An 18,399-nucleotide genomic window follows, 5' to 3' on the forward strand; every position below is an offset into this window, starting at 1 on the left:
CAGCCCCCGTACCACCGCACCATCAGGAACCACCAGCGTGAACGGCTCACTCCAGCAACGGCAGCACTTCCGTGCCCAGCCGCTGCACGTTCGTCTCCGTCGCCGCGAGATCGCCCGACCCCTCGACCATGAGGGCGAAGCGGGTGATGCCCGTGCGCTCCGCCGTGGCCGCGAGCCGGTCGGCGGCGAACCGGGGCGGCCCCACCGGGTGCAGGCCGCACAGGAACTCCGTGTACGCCACGGGGTCGCGCATCACCCGGTGCCGGCCGTCGACCGTCACATGGGCGTCCAGCCCCTGGCGCAGCCAGCCCGGCATCGCCTTCACGAGCGTCTCCACGGCGTCGGCGGGGCGGTCGGCGATCTGGGCCACCCCCGCGGACACATGTGCTACCCGCTCCACGACCTCCGCGGGCTGACCGGCCTCCCGGGCCGCCGAGCGCCACAGAGCGACCATGTCGGCCTTCTCCTCGTCGCCGCAGTGCATCCCGAGGAGCATCGGCAAACCCTTTCCAGCGGCGAGTTCCACGCTTTTCGGCGAGGTGCACGCGACGATCACCTCGGGGCCCGGCGGGCCGTCCCCGAGGAGCTCGTCGGCCCGGGGCACGACGGCCACCTCGCGGAAGCCGAAGCGCTCCCCGCGCCCCGCCACCCGCGGCTTGCCGAGCCAGTCGAGCAGGAGGTCCAGCGACTCCGGGAAGCCCTTCTCGTAGGCCTCGAGCCCGGCACCGAACACCTCCAGATCGACCCAGGGGCCGCCGCGCCCCACCCCGAGGGTGAAGCGGCCGCCGCTGGTCAGATGCAGCAGCGCGGCCTGCTCGCCGAGCATGACCGGATGCTGGCTCGGCAGCACGCTCACCGCCGTGCCCACGCGGATCCTGCGGGTGCGGCCGAGCAGCAGGGCGGCCAGGGTCGTGGCGGACGGGCACACCCCGTACGGCACGAAGTGGTGTTCCGCCAGCCAGACGGAATCGAGTCCGGACTCCTCCGCCACCTCTGCGGAGCGGACGGCCCTGTGCAGGGCCTCACCCTGTCCCTGGCCCGGAAACTGAGCTGCCAGTACGAACGTTCCTACGCGCATCGCCTTCTGCCTCCTTACGGCCGACGCGGCTGTCCCCCACCGGCAACAACGTCTGACACGTGCCAAAGGCACGGTCCACGGCGAAGTTGTTGCGATTTTCCGGTAACCCACCCGCCCCGTCACTGCTCACGCGTCACTCCCGACACCTGCCCGCAGCCGATGCCTCTAGGCTGGACGGGACGATCTGCCCGTACCGCCACCCCGTGAGGTGTCCTGTGTCCCCGCGCCACAACCGCCCCCGAGGCGGCGACAGTCCTACCGGCAACGCACGAGAGGCGGGGGAGCGGTACGGCGGGGGCGGTGACACGGAGAGCTGGCAGGGCGAGGAGTGGTCGGTGCGCCCGGTGAGCGGCGCGAGCGCGCTGGGCAAGCGCTACCGCTGCCCCGGCTGCGACCAGGAGATCCCGTCCGGCGTCCCGCACCTCGTCGCCTGGCCCGAGTTCGGCGGGATCGACGACCGCAGGCACTGGCACAAGGCCTGCTGGAACGCGAAGGACCGCCGCACCACACGGGTGCAGCGGTCCAGGAACGCTCCGCGGTACTGAGTCAGACGTCCCGCCGGTCCAGCGCCGCGAAGGCACAGGCCATGGCCACCGCCGTCACGCCGGCGATGATCCACAGCGGATCCCAGCCGCTCGGCCCCGACGAGGTCATCGACGTGTTGTACAGCGTGCCGATCTGGTTGGGGATCGAGTACTCGAAGAGCGCCTGCTGCACACGGGCCAGCGACGACGAGAACATGAACATCGCCAGCACGAGCGGGAGCAGCACCACCGCGATCATGATCGTGATGGCACCCGCAGAGTGCCGGATGATCGCACCGAGTGCGAGCGCGAGGAGCCCGAGCACGGCGACGTAGAGGCCGACCCCGACCGTGGAGCGCACCCACAGGCCGGTGTCGGGCGTGGCGCCGTCCAGGACGGCCGTCTGCAGGACGCCGACGATGCCGGTGGTCACCGTGGTGATCGTGAAGGCCAGCAGGAAGAAGACCACCGACTTCGCGATCAGCATCCGGGCGCGGCTCGGGCACGCGGTCAGCGTCGTACGGATCATCCCGGTGCCGTACTCGGACGCGATGGTCAGCACGCCGAGCGTGATCACACAGATCGATCCGAGCAGTACGCCGAAGAAGCCCAGGCTGAGCACGGGGGTGTCGTCCAGGGGAGCGTCCGACACGTTCACGACGAGCGCGGTGAGCAGCCCGATGCCGACCAGCAGCACGATCATCACGCCGAGCGTCCACATCGTGGAGCGCACCGAGCGGATCTTCGTCCACTCGGAGGCGATCGCGTCACCGAGCCCCGGAGTGCGCACGGGGATCGGTGAGGCGTACGGGCCCGCCTGGCCGCCCCAGCCCTGCTGCGGCTGCTGGTACGGCATCTGCGGGGCCTGGTGCGCCTGTGGGGGCGTCTGCGCGGGCGGCGGAGGCATCGTCATCGGGAGTCCTCGCTGGTCTTGCTCTCGGGCCGGTCCGCGGGAACGGCGGGTGCGGGTGCGTCGGCGTACGGGTTCTGTCCCGGGGGCGGCGGGGCGTACCAGCTCTGCTGCGGGACCTCGGCCGGGGGCTGCGGCGCGTGACCGGGCTGCCCGTAGGCCGCCTCGTGGCCGGAGGGCCCGTAGCCGGGGTGTCCGTAGCCGGGCGGAGGCAGCTGGAGCCCCGCCTTCGCGTCCGCCGTCGAGCGGTAGTCCACCGCGCCCTGCGTCATCCGCATGTACGCCTCCTCGAGCGACGCCCGGTGCGGCGAGAGCTCCCACAGCCGGACGTCCGCCCCGTGCGCCAGATCGCTGATCCGGGGCAGCGCGAGTCCGGTGACGCGCAGGGCGCCGTCGGGCTCCGGCATGACCCGGCCGCCCGCCTCCGCCAGCGAGGACGTCAGCTTCTCCCGCAGCTCCGGGCCGTCCGCCGCGACGCGCACGCGGGCGAAGTCGGCGGAGTTGGCCGAGATGAAGTCGGTGACGCTCATGTCGGAGAGCAGCTGCCCCCGGCCGATCACGATCAGGTGATCGGCGGTGAGCGCCATCTCGCTCATCAGGTGGCTGGAGACGAAGACCGTGCGCCCCTCGGAGGCCAGCTGCTTCATCAGGTTGCGGACCCAGAGGATCCCCTCGGGGTCGAGCCCGTTGACCGGCTCGTCGAAGAGCAGCACCTGAGGGTCGCCGAGCAGCGCCGCCGCGATGCCGAGCCGCTGGCCCATGCCGAGGGAGAAGCCCTTGGACCGCCTCTTCGCGACGTCCTGGAGCCCCACGACGCCGAGGACCTCGTCCACCCGTGGAGCGGGGATGCCGGCCAGCTGGGCCAGGCTCAGGAGGTGGTTGCGGGCGCTGCGCCCGCCGTGCACGGCCTTGGCGTCGAGCAGTGCCCCCACCTGCCGCGGGGCGTTGGGGAGGCTGCGGAAGGCGTGGCCGCCGATCGTCACGTGTCCCGACGTCGGCCGGTCCAGGCCGAGCATCATGCGCATGGTGGTGGACTTCCCCGACCCGTTGGGACCGAGGAATCCCGTGACGGCACCGGGCCGTACCTGGAAGGAAAGGTTGTGCACGGCCGTCTTCGCGCCGTAGCGCTTGGTCAGGCCGACTGCCTCGATCATTCTCCAGCCCCATCGACTTATCTGTCGTCGGGGCCCAGGCCGCAGGCCGCACGCCCCCGTAAGAGTTAGGAGGATAACCAGCCGCATGTGGTTCCGGCCAAGCCGTGGCCCGGTGCGCCGTCGTCCGGACGCCGCTCAGGCGTCCCGCTTCTTCAGTACGAGGTAGCCGCCGATCAGCGCCGCCACCACCCACAGCACCATGATTCCGAGTCCGGCCCAGGGGCCGTAGGGCGCCGGGTCGCTGTTCATGGCGTCCGGCACCACCTGCATGATCTTGGAACCGGCCTGGTCGGGGAAGTAGCGGGCCACGCTCTTCGCGCCGGGGACCGCCGACAGGATCTGCGAGACGAGGAAGAAGAACGGCATCAGGATGCCGAGCGACAGCATGGAGCTGCGCAGCATCGTGGCCACACCCATGGAGAAGACCGCGATCAGGCCCATGTAGATGCCGCCGCCGAAGACCGCGCGCAGCACGTTCTGCGCGCCGATGTCGGTGCCGCGGTCGCCGAGCAGCGTCTGGCTGAGGAAGAAGGTCACGAAGCTGGTGGCGAGACCGACCAGCAGGGCCAGGGCGCCCGCCACCGCGATCTTGCTGAAGAGGAACGACCCGCGCTGCGGCACGGCCGCGAGCGAGGTGCGGATCATTCCGGAGCTGTACTCCGTACCCACCACCAGCACACCGAAGACGACCATGGCCAGCTGGCCCAGGACCATCCCGGAGAAGCTCACGAACGTCGGGTCGAAGGTGGCCTGCTCGGCGGCGGAGAGATCGTCGAACTGGCTGTTCAGCAGCGCGCTGAGCGCCGCGCCCATGGCGATGGTGACGACGAACGCGCACACCAGCGTCCAGATGGTCGACGAGACCGTACGGATCTTGGTCCACTCGGAATTCAGGACCGCGGGTACCGATGCCATCGCCGTCACACCCCCTTCGCGCCGTCGTCGGCCGTGCGGGCGCCGGCCGCCTGCTGCGGGTTCCACCCGTCGCCCCAGTGCGGGCCCGCCGGCGGTGGCGGGGCGCCGTCGCGTTCGGAGTGGGCGTGGTACTCCACGGAGCCCGCGGTCATCTGCATGAATGCCTCCTCCAGGGAGGCCCGCTGGGCGCTGAGCTCGTGGAGCACGATCCCGTGCCGCCCGGCGAGCTCACCGAGCCGCTCCGGGGCCTCGCCGTCGATCTCCAGCGTGCCGTTGCCCGACTCCACGGCGGCGACCCCCTCCGCGTGCAGCACATCCCGCAGGCGCTCCTGTTCCGGGGAGCGCATCCGCACGAAACTCCGGGAATTCTCGCGGATGAAGTCGGCCATCGACGTGTCGGCGAGCAGCTTTCCCTGCCCGATGACGATCAAATGATCTGCTGTCAGAGCCATTTCACTCATCAGGTGGGAGGAGACGAAGATCGTCCGGCCTTCCGCGGCGAGGGCCTTCATCAGATTCCGGATCCAGTGGATTCCCTCCGGGTCCAGACCGTTGACGGGTTCGTCGAACATCAGGATCTCGGGGTCGCCGAGCAGCGCGGCCGCGATGCCGAGCCGCTGGCCCATGCCGAGGGAGAAGCCCTTGGACTTCTTCTTCGCCACCGCGCTCAGGCCGACCGTGTCGAGCACGTGGGAGACCCGGCTCGCCGGGATGCGGTTGCTCTGGGCGAGGCAGAGGAGGTTGTTGTACGCGCTGCGGCCGCCGTGCATCGACTTGGCGTCGAGCAGTGCCCCGATGTGCTTGAGCGGCTCCTGGAGCTCGCGGTAGTGCCGGCCGTCGATGCGCACCGAGCCGCTGGTCGGGTTGTCGAGGTCCAGCATCATCCGCATCGTCGTGGACTTGCCCGCCCCGTTCGGGCCGAGGAAACCCGTCACCATCCCCGGCCTGACCCGGCATGACAGATGGTCGACGGCAACCTTGTTGCCGAAGCGTTTGGTGAGGCCGTCGAGCTCGATCATGCGCTCACGCTAGAACGGCCGCGCGCCCGGCGCCACCACAAAGGCGGAACCGGGCGCGCAAAGGGGTACTTCTGATGTACGTGCCCCGGGGCTCCCGTTCGGATCAGCGGGTCTGCTGGGCCGGGACCCCACGGGTGGCCGAGTCGTCCTCGACCGGGGAACCGGCGGCGGCGACCGCGGCACCCGTCAGCGTCGCCAGCATCTCGCGGACGTTGGTCAGCTGGGCGTTGATCGAGTCGCGGCGGTTGGTGAGCGCCGCCAGCTCGCGCTCCGATTCGCTGCGGATCCGGTCGGCCTTGGCGTTCGCGTCCGCCACGATGTCCTCAGCCTGACGCTGAGCCGTCTCCACCGTCTGACGGGCCCGGCGCTCGGCGTCCGTGCGGAGCTTCTCGGCCTCCAGGCGGAGCTGCTCCGCGCGGTGCTCGATCTCGGCCAGACGCTTCTCGGCCTTCGCCTGACGGGACGCGAGGTCGCGCTCCGACTGCTCGCGGCGCTTGGCGAGGTTCGTCTCGAAGTCCGCGGCGGCCTGGGCGGCCTTGGCGCGGGTCTCCTCGAAGAGGGCGTCCGCCTCCTCGCGCTTCTGCTGGGCGTCCTTCTGGGCGTCCGTGCGGAGCGTGCTCGCCTCGCCCTTGGCCTTCTCGACGATGCGAACGCCCTCGTCGTCGGCCTTCGCCTTGCGCTCCGCGGCGAAGGTCTCCGCGTCGTTGCGCACCTGCTGGGCGGCCGACTCGGCCAGCTCGCGGTGCTGCTCGGCCGCGCGGCGGGCCTCCTCACGCAGGTCCTTCGCCTCCTCCTCGGCGAGACGGAGGATCTTCTCGACGCGGGCGCCGAGCCCGGCGTACGACGGCTCGGCGTCGTTGACCTGGGCCTGGGCGTTCTGCGTCTCGAGGTGGAGTTCCTCGATGCGCTTTTCCAGAGAGGTGATACGGGCGAGAGCACTGTCACGGTCGGCGACGAGTTTGGTAATGCGGTCGTCCACCTGACCGCGGTCGTATCCACGTCGCACGAGCTCGAAGCCGAAGGGGGAGGAAGGGTCGCTCATGGGGTTCCTGTCGAATGAGACCGGTGAGGTGTTAGAGGGAATCCTAGGGGCCTGAGCGGCGTGTCAACGTGAAGATGCCGCTTTGGTATGGAGAATGACACCCCTTTTGAGTGGCTGACCCCCGGAGCGCTTGCGACCCGAAGGCTTGAATGTTCATGGCGAAGTGTGCGAGCGGCTACCCGTCCGACGCCTTGCCACCCGACCGGGTACCCGCCGACGCGCCGGCCTTGACGCCCCCGGCGCCACCGCCCGACGCCTTGCCCGTTCCACCCGGAGCCTCGAAAGACTCCAACGCCTCGAGGACGTCCTGGACACGGGAGATCTCCGTATTGATGTCCTCGCGCCTGCGGACGAGCAGGTCCAGCTCCCGGCGTCCCTCGTCCACCGTCTGCTTGGCCTCGGCCTCCGCGTCGGCACGCAGCTTCTCGGCCACCCGGGTCAGTTCGGCCTTCTTGGTCTCGGCCTCCTTGAGGAGCGACTCGGCGCGCTTCACGGCGGCGATACGGACCTTGCTCGCCTCGGAGTTCGCGTCCGAAAGAAGCTCCTTGGCCTTGGCCTCGGCCTCCGCCCGCTGGTCCGTCGCCGCCTTCATCAGCTTGTCGACGCGCTCGCCCGCCGTCTTCATCTGCTCCGAGGTCTCGCGTCGCGCGCGCTCGTGCAGCGACTCGATCTCGCTCTCGATCCGGGACCTGAGCTCCTCCGCCCGCTCCCGGGTGGCGGTGGCGTCCCGGCGGGCACCGACGAGCAGCTCGTCCGCGTCCGTACGGGCCCGCTCCACCAGGGAGTTGCCCTCGACCGTGGCCTCGGAGGTGATCCGCACGGCCTCGTTGCGCGCCGCGCCGACCATCCTGTCGGCCTGCTCCTCGGCCTCGGTGGCGGCGCGCAGCGCCTCCTCCTGAGCCTTGTTGACGAGCTGGTCGGCCTGTTCGGCGGCGTCGGCGCGGCGCTTCGCCGCTGCCTCGCGCGCCTCGTCCAGCAGGCGGTCCGCCTCCTGGCGGGCCTCCGCGCGCACCTGCTCCGCCGCGGCCTCGGCGTCGGTGCGCAGCCGCTCCGACTCCTCGCGGGTGCGGGCCGCGTGCTCCTGGGCCGAACCGACGGTCTGTGCCGCCTCCGCGCGCAGCCGCTCCGCCTCGTCGGTGGCCTCGCCGACGAATCGCTCCGACTGTTCGGCGGCCTCGCCGCGGACCCGTTCGCTCTCGCTCGTCGCCTCGGCCATGAGCCGGTCGGCCTGTGCCGCCGCCTCGGAACGGATCCGGTTGGCGTCCTCCCGTGCCTCGCCGCGGGCGCGCGAGGCGTCCTGCTCCGCCGACGCCAGGGCGTCGGAGGCCTCCGTACGGACCCGCTGGCTGTACTCCGAGGTGTCCGAGCGCAGCTTCTCCGACTCGGTGATGGCCTCGGAGACGGTCCGCTCGGCCAGGGTCTTCGCGGCCTCCGACTCCTCGTGCGCGACCTGGCGGATGCGGTTGGCGTCCTCGGTGGCCCGCTCGCGCTCGGCGTAGGCGTCCGACCTGAGCCGGTCCGCCTCCTCCTGCGCCTCGGTCCTCGTCCGCTCCGCCGAGTGCTCGGCGGCGGAACGCAGACCGGCGATCTCCTCCTCGGCCTGTTCCTGCAGCCCGGCGACGGAGTCCCGCACCTGCTGGGCGGTCTGCTCGGCGGCGGACACCAGCTCGGTGGCCCGGCTCTCCGCCTCCTCGACCAGTCGCTGGGCCTCGGCCTGTGCCTCCTCGACCCGCTTGCGGGCGGAGGCGAGGAGCTCCTCGCTCTGCTCGCGGGCACGCTCGCGCTCCTGCTCCGCCTCGGCGCGCGCGGAGTCGAGCACCTCCTCGGCGGCGCGGCGGCGGCGGTTGGCCTCCTCCTGCGCGGCGGCCAGGGCCTCGGCGGCCTCCGTGCCGACCCGCTCGGCGGCGGCCGCGGCCTCGGAGCGCACCCGGTCGGCGCTCTCCTGGGCCTCGTTCTTCAGGCGCTCGGCCTCCGTGGCGGCCTCGCTGCGCAGCCGTACGGCGACGGACTCGCCCTCGGCACGGGACCGCGCGGAGTCCGCCGCGGCCTCGGTGCGCAGCCGCTCGGCCTCCGTCGTGGCCTGCTCCTGGAGCGTACGGATCCGTTCGGCCGCCTCCGCGCGCAGGCGCTCGGACTCCTCGTTCGTCTCGCGGCGGATCCGCTCCGCCGCCGTACGCGCCTCGGCGAGCGCCTCCTCGGCCGCGGTGACCCGGGACCCGGCCTCGGTGTGCAGCCGGGTCAGCTCGTCGGCCGCCTCGGCCTTGCGGGCCTCGACCCCGCGCTCGGTCCCCTCGCGCAGCTCCTCGGCCGCCTTCTCCGCCGCGGCGGTCAGGGCGGTGGCCTGCTCCTCGGCCTCGGCGCGCAGCTTCTCCGCCTCGGCGCGGCTGCGTTCCAGCGCTTCCTCGGCCTGCTTGCGCAGGGTGGCGGCGCGCTCGGCCGCCTCGCTCCTGACCCGCTCGCTCTCGGTGCCGGCGGAGGTGCGCAGCTCCTCGGAGTCGGACTTGGCCTTGGTGAGCAGCTCCTCGGCGGTGCGGGCACCCTCCTCCAGCTGCTGGACGGCCTCGCGGCGGGCCTCGCCGCGGATCCGCTCGCCCTCGGCCACGGCCTCGGAGCGCAGCTGCTCGGCCTCGCCGCGGAGCCGGCGTGCCTCCTCCTGCAGCTCGACGGTCTTGGCCCGGTACTCCTTGGTGTCGTCCTTGGCCGCGCCCTTCAGCTGGTCGGCCTGCTCGGCGGCCTCGCCGCGCAGCCGGTCGGCCTCGGCCTCGGCCTCGCGGCGGATCCTGTCGGCCTCCTCGCCGGCGGCCCTGGTGGTGGACCTGGCGTCCTCGGAGGCCTTCGTGAGGACCTCCTCGGCGCCGCGGGCCGCCTTCGCGAGCTGGGCCGCGGCGTCCTCGGCGGCCAGCGTGCGGGCCTTCTCGGCGGCCTCGGCGACGACGCGCTCGGCCTCGGCCCGGGCGTCGACGAGGGCCTGCTCGGCCTCTTCCTTCAGCGTCTCGGCCTGCTTCGTGGCCTCGCCGACCAGACGGGCGATCTCGGACCTGGCCGTACGCGTGCGCTGCTCGTTCTGCGACTCGGCGCCGGCCAGCCGCTTGACCGCGGCCTCCTTCGCCTCCGAGAGGACCTTCTCGGCCTCCAGCCGGGCCTCGCGCAGCCGGGTCTCGGCCTCCTGCATGCGCTGCTCGGCGGTGCGGTTCAGCTCCGCCGTCTGCTGCCGGGTCTGATCGGTCTCGGCGGTCGCCGTCGAGCGCAGCTGCTCGGCGTGGCTGGTGGCCTCCTGGGCCTGCGTGGAGGCGGCGTCGAGCAGCCGCTCGGCGTCCCTGCGGGCCCGCAGCAGCGTGGACTCGGCATCGGCACGCGCCGATTCCGACTCGGAGTTGAGGCGCCGGCGGGTCTCGTCGGCGAGCCTGGCCGACTCGGCACGGGCGGCGGCCAGCGACTGCTCGGCCTCCGTGCGCGACTCGTCCAGGAGGCGGCGGGCCTGGGACTCGGTCCTGGCCCGCAACTGCTCGGCCCAGGCGACGTTCTCGTTGACGTGCGACTCGACGGTCTGCCGGCGCTCCGCCAGCTCCTGGTCGAGCCGCTGACGCCGCTGCACGGCCTCGGCGTGCAACTCCGCCTGCAGGCGGGCCTGGTGCTCCGCGTGCTCCTGCAGGATCCGCTGCGTCTGCGCCCTGGCGTCGCGCAGCTCGCGCTCGGCGTCGGTCCGCAACTGGTCGGCCTGGATCTGGGCATTACGGAGCATCTGTTCGGCCTGGTAGCCGATGTCCGCGCTGTCGTGTGCGGGACGGGTCGCCAGATTGCGCCGCGCCTCGTGCAGCTTGGCGCGCAAGACCTCGACCTGGTAACCGAGGTCCTCGGCGTGCTGGACGGCCTTCTCCCGGTCGGTCTTCAGCCGGTCCATCTCGGCTTCGAACCTCGAGAGATGGTCGTCGTCAGCTCGGTGGCTCTGCTGGCTCTCGTAGCCCCGCACTGCGCGGTCCCATCCTTCCCCGAGCTCTCGACTTCTTCCCCGAGCTCTCAACTTCGTTCGAGCGGGGAATGCCCCACTGAGCAGGGGGAGACCCCAACCCTGGTCGCAATTCTCCGTACGAGCACCACTCGTACGGCGAGCGGCCCCCCGGGGAATGGTGACAGATCAACGGCGAGGACGTGGCGCGGCCCCGATCCGGCCCCGACCCGGAACCACCCACTCTACCGGGCCGGGTATCGGTCGGGTCAGTGCTCCGGTGCCGAGGTGACCAGTTCGGTCAGCACACCGTGGCAGTCCTTGGGGTGGAGGAAGGTGATCCGGGAGCCCATGGACCCGGTCCTGGGCTCGTCGTACAGCACCCGGACGCCCTTCCCGCGGATGTCCGCGGCGTCCCCGTCGACGTCGGCGGTCCCGAAGGCGATGTGGTGCACTCCCTCACCATTCTTTGCCAGCCACTTGCCAACGGCCGAGTCCTCACGGGTCGGCTCCAGCAACTGGAGGTAGGAAGCCCCGCCGTCAGAGGTGTCGTTGATCTTCAGCATGGCTTCCCGGACACCCTGCTCCTCGTTGATCTCGGAGTGGTGCACCTCGAAGCCGTAGGTATCGCGGTAGAACTCCACCGTCCTGTCGAGGTCGAAGCAGGCGATTCCGATGTGGTCGATTCGCGTCAGCATGGAACCAGTGCAGCGCCCCGGTGATGGTTACGCAACGTGCGCGCGATCACACCGACAGCCGGATGACGGGCGCCGTACCGCTCAGTACATTCAGGTAAACCCTCGTTCACAACCAATCCAAGGGGCTGCGCCTCATGTCAGGAACGACCGGAACCACCTCAGTGATCGTCGCGGGCGCGCGTACGCCCATGGGCCGTCTCCTCGGCTCGCTGAAGAGCTTCTCCGGAGCCGACCTCGGAGGCTTCGCCATCAAGGCCGCGCTGGAGCGGGCGGGCATCGGCGGCGACCAGGTCGAGTACGTGATCATGGGCCAGGTGCTCCAGGCCGGCGCAGGACAGATCCCGGCACGCCAGGCGGCCGTCAAGGCCGGAATCCCGCTGAACGTCCCCGCGCTCACCGTCAACAAGGTGTGCCTCTCGGGGCTCGACGCGATCGCCCTGGCCGACCAGCTGATCCGCGCAGGTGAGTTCGACGTCGTGGTGGCCGGCGGCCAGGAGTCCATGACCAACGCCCCCCATCTGCTCCCGAAGTCCCGTGAGGGATACAAGTACGGTGCGGTCGAGATGATCGACTCGATGGCCTACGACGGCCTGACGGACGCCTACGAGAACATCCCGATGGGCGAGTCCACCGAGAAGCACAACACCCGCCTGGGCCTGGCCCGCGCCGACCAGGACGAGATCGGCGCCCTGTCCCACCAGCGCGCCGCCGCCGCGCAGAAGAACGGCATCTTCGAGGCCGAGATCACCCCGGTCGAGATCCCGCAGCGCAAGGGCGACCCGGTCCTCTTCTCCAAGGACGAGGGCATCCGCCCCGAGACGACCGCCGAGTCCCTCGGCAGGCTGCGCCCCGCCTTCACCAAGGACGGGACGATCACGGCGGGCACCTCCTCGCAGATCTCCGACGGTGCCGCCGCCGTCGTCGTCATGAGCAGGGCCAAGGCCGAGGAGCTGGGCCTGGAGTGGATCGCGGAGATCGGCGCCCACGGCAACGTCGCGGGCCCGGACAACTCGCTCCAGTCGCAGCCGTCCAACGCCATCCGGCACGCCCTGAAGAAGGAGGGCATCGGCGTCGAGGACCTCGACCTCATCGAGATCAACGAGGCGTTCGCCGCCGTCGCGGTCCAGTCGATGAAGGACCTCGGCGTCACCTCCGACAAGGTGAACGTGAACGGCGGCGCGATCGCGCTCGGCCACCCCATCGGCATGTCCGGCGCCCGCGTGGTGCTGCACCTGGCGCTGGAGCTGAAGCGGCGCGGCGGTGGCACCGGAGCGGCCGCCCTGTGCGGCGGAGGCGGTCAGGGCGACGCGTTGATCATCCGCGTACCGGGCAAGTAGTACACCGTACGAGCGAGCGAGGAGGCCGAGCGTGAAGGTGGACGTCCCCACCCTGGTCGAGCAGGCGCGGGAGGGCAGGCCGCGTGCGGTGGCCCGGCTCATCTCCCTGGTGGAGGGTGCCTCGCCGCAGCTGCGCGAGGTGATGGCCGCCCTGGCCCCGCTGGCGGGCCACGCCTACGTCGTCGGCCTGACCGGATCGCCGGGCGTCGGCAAGTCCACCTCGACCTCTGCACTGGTCTCCGCCTACCGGAAGGCCGGCAAGCGGGTCGGCGTCCTCGCCGTCGACCCGTCGTCGCCGTTCTCCGGGGGCGCGCTCCTCGGTGACCGGGTCCGGATGTCGGAGCACGCCTCCGACCCGGGCGTCTACATCCGCTCGATGGCCACGCGCGGCCATCTGGGCGGGCTCGCCTGGTCGGCACCGCAGGCGATCCGGGTGCTGGACGCGGCGGGCTGCGACGTGGTCCTCGTGGAGACGGTGGGGGTCGGCCAGTCGGAGGTGGAGATCGCCTCCCAGGCCGACACCTCCGTCGTCCTCCTCGCCCCCGGCATGGGCGACGGCATCCAGGCGGCGAAGGCCGGAATCCTGGAGATCGGCGACGTGTACGTCGTGAACAAGGCCGACCGGGACGGTGCGGACGCCACCGCCCGCGAGCTCAACCACATGCTGGGCCTGGGGGAGTCCCGGGGGCCCGGCGACTGGCGGCCGCCGATCGTGAAGACGGTCGCCGCCCGGGGCGAGGGCATCGACGAGGTCGTCGAGGCCCTGGAGAAGCACCGGGCGTGGATGGAGGAGCACGGCGTCCTGGACGGGCGGCGCACGGCGCGTGCGGCCCGCGAGGTCGAGACGATCGCCGTCACCGCGCTCCGCGAACGGATCGCGGACCTGCACGGCGACCGCCGGCTGGACTCCCTCGCGGAACGGATTGTGGCCGGAGGCCTCGACCCGTACGCGGCGGCGGACGAGCTGGTCGCGGGGCTCACGGGCGGGAACTGACGGTTCCCGGGCGGCGTGCGGGCCGTCCGGGAACCGTGCGCGGCGTACCCCGCCCCCTCCGGGCCGAGGGCGAGGGGTGCGCCGTTCCGTGCGGCCGTCTCCCCTTCCACGGCTGACGGGGCGTGAGAACATGCGGCGGAAGGGTGCGTGGGGTGCGCACCGGGAGCCGGGCACATCGGGGGATGCATGCTGGGGCCGTTGCGCGAGGACTCACCGAGACACATCGGGCCCTACACGGTGCTGGCCAGGCTCGGTGCGGGCGGAATGGGAGAGGTCTTCCTCGGGCTCCGTGAGGACTCCGGGGGTCCCGGCGGGCACACGGCTCCCGTCGCGGTCAAGACGGTCCGCCGCGAGGTGGCGCAGGACCCCGGATTCAGGCAGCGCTTCCACCGCGAGACCGAGGTCGCCCGGTCGGTGACCGGGCCCGCCCTCGCCCCGGTCCTGGACGCCGACGCCGGTGCGGACGTGCCCTGGCTGGCCACCGGCTACGTCGCGGGCCCGACCCTGACGGCCGCGGTACGCAGGTCGGGTGCGCTGGACGAGGAAGAGGTCCGGATGCTCGGGGCGGAGCTCGCCCGGGCCCTGGAGACCGTCCACGAGGCCGGCGTCGTGCACCGGGACGTGAAGCCCGGCAACATCCTGCTCGCCGCCGACGGACCGCGCCTGATCGACTTCGGGATCGCCCGCGGCGCGGGTGCCACCCCGCTCACGACGACCAGCCGCATGATCGGCAGCCCTGCCTTCATGTCCCCGGAGCACGTCGCGGGCAGCGGACGCGTGGTGCCCGCCTCCGACGTCTTCTGCCTCGCGTCCGTCCTGTGCTTCGCGGCCACCGGCCGCGACCCGTTCGGCGACGGTCCGGTGGCCGCGGTGCTGTACCGCGTCAAGTACGTCGAGGCCGACCTCGACGGGGTGCCCGACGCCCTGCGCGCGGTGCTCCAGGACTGCCTGGCGGCCGATCCCGCCGCCCGCCCCACCCCCGCCGTGCTCGCCGCACGGCTCGCGCCGGAGGGCTCCGTGCGGTGGCCGGCCCCGGTCGCGGCCCACATCGCCGAGTACGAGCGGGAGCTGGCCTCCATACGGGCGCTGGGCGGGCCGCTGCTGCCGGGGTACACCCCGACGCAGGCGGCGACGGGCAGCCGGACACCGGCGGACCGACTCCCCACCCAGGGGCCCGGGCTGCCGCCGCCCGCCGCCCCCGCCCGTCCCGCCCGCCGCCGTGGTCGTATCCTCGGCGCGGCGCTGGCCGTCGTCGTTCTGGCGGGGGCGGCCACGGGCGGTCTGCTGGCGCTGCGGGACGGGGACGAGGGTGGGGGCGGGGACGCCAAAAAAGGCAGCAGCCCCACGCCCTCCGGTCCCGCCGGCTGGAAGGCATGGCACGCGACCTTCTCCGGCACCCCGCTCGGCTGCACGGCCGGCCAGGACGCGGTGGTCTGCCGTACGGCCGACGGATCGTACGAGGCGCTCTCCACGTCCGACGGCAAGAGCCTCTGGACGTATACCGCCGTCGAGGAGCAGGACGGCGGGGACGCCCGGATCAGCCCCACCGGGCAGTTCTTCATGCCGGGAGGCTCCACCGTCCCGGTGGCGGACGCGGACTCGGTGTATTTCGCGACCGGTAACCGCCTGCTCGCCGTCGACGCGAAGACGGGCACTTCCCTCTGGGAGGCCCGGACCGGTGGAGCCCACATGGCGGAGAGCTCACCGCGGGTGGCGGACGGGATGGTCTTCGCGGACATCGGCGACCTGCCCGACGGATCCGAGATCGCCGCCTTCGACGTGCGGGACGGGTCGGAGAAGTGGCGGAAGCCGCTCGTCGGGCAGGACCTGGCCCAGGCCCAGCGCCGCGATTTCTGGCCGCTGGGCGCCAAGGACGGCGTGCTGTACGCCAGCAACGAGGAGGGCCTGCAGGCCTTCGGCACCAAGGACGGTGCCCGGCGGGACACCGGCTGCCCCGAGGAGACTCCGTCCGAGTTCGCCGTCCACTGCCCGGAGACCCAGGACGGCACCGGCCGGGAGGACCCGCCCGCCGCAGTGGGCGCGTACGCGGCCGTGGTGGCGGAGACCGAGCGGGTGACGGTCTACCGGACGGGCGCGTCGGCGCCGGTGCCGGTGGGCGATGACGCGGCAGCGGACACCGAGGAACCGGAGATCGTCCTGGTCGGGCGGGCCGACGGCAAGGTCCTGGGCCGCTACGGCCTGGGAGAGGACGCGGAGGCACGCGAGGAGAACCCGGCCTCCGCCCCGGCACTCGTCGACGGCACGCTCCTCTGGGCGGACACCGACGCGCTGTACAGCGTCGCGCTCGGCGACGGGGGCGGCCCGGGGCCCCTGAGACGGACCCCCGTCGAGGACGTACCCGTCCCCGAGATCGAGGACCCGTACAACCCCAGCTACGGCATCGCGCTGGGCATGGAGAACAGGCCCCCCGAGATCTTCCCGACGGGCCGGGTCGTGCACATCGTCTACCGCCACGGCATCGCCGTCTCCGTCGCGATGCCCGGCCCGGACGCCTCGTGATCGGGCCCCTGCCCCCCGGAAGCCGCACCCGCATCGGCTCCTACCAGCTCCTGGGGCTGCTCGGCGCGGGCGGCATGGGCGAGGTGTACCTGGCACGGGCGGACGACGCCCCGGTGGTTCCCGGCGCCCCGCTCGCCGGACTGGTCGCCCTCAAGACCGTGCTCGCCGGGCTCGACCTCGACGACGGCTTCCGGATCCGCTTCCGCAGGGAGATCGCGGCGGCCGGTGCCGTGCGCAGCCGGCACTCGGCGGCCCTCGTCGCGGGGGACGCCACCGGGGCGACGCCCTGGCTCGCCACGGAGTACGTCCCCGGCCCGTCGCTCGCCGAGGCGGTCTCCCGCACCGGCCCGCTGCCCGAGTCCGTGGTCCGTGCGGCCGGTTCGCGCCTCGCGCTGGCACTCGCCGACATGCACGCCGTGCGGGTGCTGCACCGGGACCTCAAGCCGGGCAACGTCCTGCTGGGTGCCGACGGGCCGAAGGTCATCGACTTCGGGATCGCCCAGGCCTTCGAGGCGACCCAGCTGACCCGGACCGGGGTGGTGGTCGGCAGCCCCGGCTACATCTCGCCCGAGCACGTCAACGGCTCTCGGGCCCTCGTCCCGGCATCGGACGTGTTCTGCCTGGGGGCGGTGCTCGCCTTCGCCGCCTGCGGGCGCGGTCCGTTCGACGACCCGGACATGGCGGCGGTCATCTTCCGGATCGCGCACGGGGAACCCGAACTCGACCGCGTACCAGCCGGGTTGCGTCCGGTGGTCGAGCGCTGCCTCGCCATCCGGCCCGAGGACCGGCCCACCCCGGACGAACTCGCCGCGCTGCTCCGCCCGGGAGGTGTGACCGGTCCCTTCCCGTGGCACGACGCGCTCCAGGAGCAGTTCGCCGCCCACACCGAACAGGCCCTGCGCCGCGCGGCGTCGGTGCGGGTGGCCCCACCGATGCCGTCCGCACCGCCGCAGGAGCCACCCGCACCATTCGCGCCACCCGCGTCCACCCGGCGGCGGGGGCCGCTGGTGGCCCTGGCCGCGATCGCTGTGGTCTGCGCCGTTCTGGGGGCTGTGTACCTGCCCGGCCTGCTCGACGGCGGTGGCGGCGGCGGTCCGGCCGCAGGGCAGCCCGGTGCGTCGGCCCCGGCGTCCGCGCCGACGTCCGCCTCCGGGCCCACGGTCGTGCCCGGGGCGGACGCCGGCCGCACCGACGACTTCGGGTCCCGCGGTGGGAAGCTCTCCGCACGGCCGGCCGGCTGGAAGCCCTGGCAGTCCGAGGAGGGCACGGGCGAGTACGGCTGCGTGCTGTCGGCCGGCACCCTCGTCTGCTCCGGTGAGCACGGTGTCACCGCTCTGGACGCCGCGACCGGCCGTGAGCGCTGGAACCTCCCGGACGAGCGGGGGTCCGAGGCCGGTACGGCCGGCCGGTCCGTCGCCGCGGTGGAGGACGGCACGGTCTACGCCTTCGTACAGGACGAGTTGGTCGGGCTGCGCCTCACCGACGGCAAGCGGGTGTGGCGGCGGCCCCTTCCGGACGGCCGCCTCGGGACGGGGGCCGTGTACGCGAACGGGGTCGTCTACTACGTCGCCCAGGTGAAGGGCGGATCGGCCGGCACCCTGGTGGCCCAGCAGATCACCGGCGCGAAGAAACCCCAGAAGTGGGCCGCGGACTACGACCAGTTCGAGTTCACGCTCCTCGCCGGTGACGGCCGGGTGGTGGCCGTGGGCGCTGACGTCCGGGTCTTCGACGCCGGGACGGGTGAGCGCCTGCCGGGTGGCGGAGAGGAGACGGCGGGGTGCGGTCACCCTGTGCTCAAGCACGGCGAGCTGATCTGTGTCGCCGGGGACGACCTCACGGTGACGGACCTGTCCGATCCCGCCCGCCGCCGTGTCCTGGCCGAGGGCGTGGAGGGCGCGATGAAGCCGGCCGTGACGACGGACGGCACGGTGGTGGTCTCGACGCCCGGCCGGGTGCGGGCCTTCCGGCTGAGCGACGGTGAGGAACGGTGGCACTACGTCGACACGCTGATCGACGACGCGGCCGGGGACGTCTCGGTCGTCGGCTCCAGTGCGTTCGTCCACGCGGACGTCACGGTGGACTCCTACGAACTGGACGCCGACGGCGAGAACCCTCCCGGCCCGGGCAAGATCTTCTCGCTGCCCGTTCGCGGGACCACGCCCGCCCTGATCGCCGTGGACGAGGCCCTGTTCCTCTCCTCGCCGGACAACGGCACGGTCCTGTCCGGCTTCGCGCCGTGAGGCGGAACCGGCCAGGACCGTA

Annotated in this window: 13 protein-coding genes; 5 read left to right on the forward strand and 8 right to left on the reverse strand. The window is 72.4% G+C overall.

Features of this window, described 5'->3' with window-relative positions:
* Positions 1-46: 46 nt before the first annotated feature.
* Entirely contained in the window at positions 47-1,078 is a 1,032-nt protein-coding gene (locus ACFUNE_RS07385) for an LLM class flavin-dependent oxidoreductase (protein ID WP_383563531.1), read from the reverse strand.
* Between the two features lie 215 nt (positions 1,079-1,293).
* On the opposite strand from ACFUNE_RS07385, the gene ACFUNE_RS07390 reads away from it, so the two are divergent.
* Positions 1,294-1,623, forward strand: a complete 330-nt coding sequence (locus tag ACFUNE_RS07390; RefSeq protein ID WP_383563534.1) for an ATP/GTP-binding protein — start codon at positions 1,294-1,296, stop codon at positions 1,621-1,623.
* 1 nt (position 1,624) lies between these two features.
* Here ACFUNE_RS07390 and ACFUNE_RS07395 read toward each other — a convergent pair whose 3' ends face one another.
* The 7 genes from ACFUNE_RS07395 to mce all read right to left on the reverse strand — a co-directional run bounded on the left by ACFUNE_RS07395 (position 1,625) and on the right by mce (position 11,286).
* Complete coding sequence (locus tag ACFUNE_RS07395) at positions 1,625-2,515, reverse strand: ABC transporter permease subunit (protein WP_383563537.1); 891 nt, start codon at positions 2,513-2,515, stop codon at positions 1,625-1,627.
* Complete coding sequence (locus ACFUNE_RS07400) at positions 2,512-3,666, reverse strand: ABC transporter ATP-binding protein (RefSeq protein WP_383563540.1); 1,155 nt, start codon at positions 3,664-3,666, stop codon at positions 2,512-2,514. The genes ACFUNE_RS07395 and ACFUNE_RS07400 overlap by 4 nt, the downstream gene beginning before the upstream one ends.
* A gap of 135 nt (positions 3,667-3,801) precedes the next feature.
* On the reverse strand, positions 3,802-4,581 hold the full coding sequence (locus ACFUNE_RS07405) for an ABC transporter permease subunit (RefSeq protein ID WP_383563543.1): 780 nt from the start codon (positions 4,579-4,581) through the stop codon (positions 3,802-3,804).
* A 5-nt stretch (positions 4,582-4,586) separates the two neighbouring features.
* Entirely contained in the window at positions 4,587-5,600 is a 1,014-nt protein-coding gene (locus tag ACFUNE_RS07410) for an ATP-binding cassette domain-containing protein (protein WP_383563546.1), read from the reverse strand.
* 103 nt (positions 5,601-5,703) lie between these two features.
* The gene (locus ACFUNE_RS07415) at positions 5,704-6,642 is read right to left on the reverse strand and encodes a cellulose-binding protein (protein WP_383563548.1); all 939 of its coding nucleotides are present in this window, start codon (positions 6,640-6,642) and stop codon (positions 5,704-5,706) included.
* A gap of 175 nt (positions 6,643-6,817) precedes the next feature.
* Positions 6,818-10,612 (reverse strand): polarized growth protein Scy, encoded by a 3,795-nt coding sequence (scy, locus tag ACFUNE_RS07420; RefSeq protein WP_383563551.1) that lies wholly within the window; start codon positions 10,610-10,612, stop codon positions 6,818-6,820.
* A 245-nt stretch (positions 10,613-10,857) separates the two neighbouring features.
* Positions 10,858-11,286, reverse strand: coding sequence for a methylmalonyl-CoA epimerase (mce, locus tag ACFUNE_RS07425; RefSeq protein WP_383563554.1), 429 nt, complete (start codon positions 11,284-11,286; stop codon positions 10,858-10,860).
* A 134-nt stretch (positions 11,287-11,420) separates the two neighbouring features.
* Here mce and ACFUNE_RS07430 point away from each other — a divergent pair, with 134 nt between their 5' ends.
* From ACFUNE_RS07430 to ACFUNE_RS07445, 4 genes are all read left to right on the forward strand, one after another.
* Positions 11,421-12,623 carry an acetyl-CoA C-acetyltransferase gene (locus ACFUNE_RS07430; protein WP_383563557.1) on the forward strand — a complete coding sequence of 401 codons (1,203 nt, stop codon included), beginning with the start codon at positions 11,421-11,423 and terminating at the stop codon, positions 12,621-12,623.
* Between the two features lie 31 nt (positions 12,624-12,654).
* On the forward strand, positions 12,655-13,617 hold the full coding sequence (gene meaB / locus ACFUNE_RS07435; RefSeq protein WP_383563560.1) for a methylmalonyl Co-A mutase-associated GTPase MeaB: 963 nt from the start codon (positions 12,655-12,657) through the stop codon (positions 13,615-13,617).
* A gap of 198 nt (positions 13,618-13,815) precedes the next feature.
* Positions 13,816-16,137, forward strand: a complete 2,322-nt coding sequence (locus tag ACFUNE_RS07440) for a protein kinase (RefSeq protein WP_383563562.1) — start codon at positions 13,816-13,818, stop codon at positions 16,135-16,137.
* Positions 16,134-18,377, forward strand: coding sequence for a protein kinase (locus ACFUNE_RS07445; RefSeq protein ID WP_383563565.1), 2,244 nt, complete (start codon positions 16,134-16,136; stop codon positions 18,375-18,377). The genes ACFUNE_RS07440 and ACFUNE_RS07445 overlap by 4 nt, the downstream gene beginning before the upstream one ends.
* Positions 18,378-18,399: the final 22 nt, after the last annotated feature.

The organism is Streptomyces sp. NPDC057287 (assembly GCF_042667905.1).
Classification (GTDB): domain Bacteria; phylum Actinomycetota; class Actinomycetes; order Streptomycetales; family Streptomycetaceae; genus Streptomyces.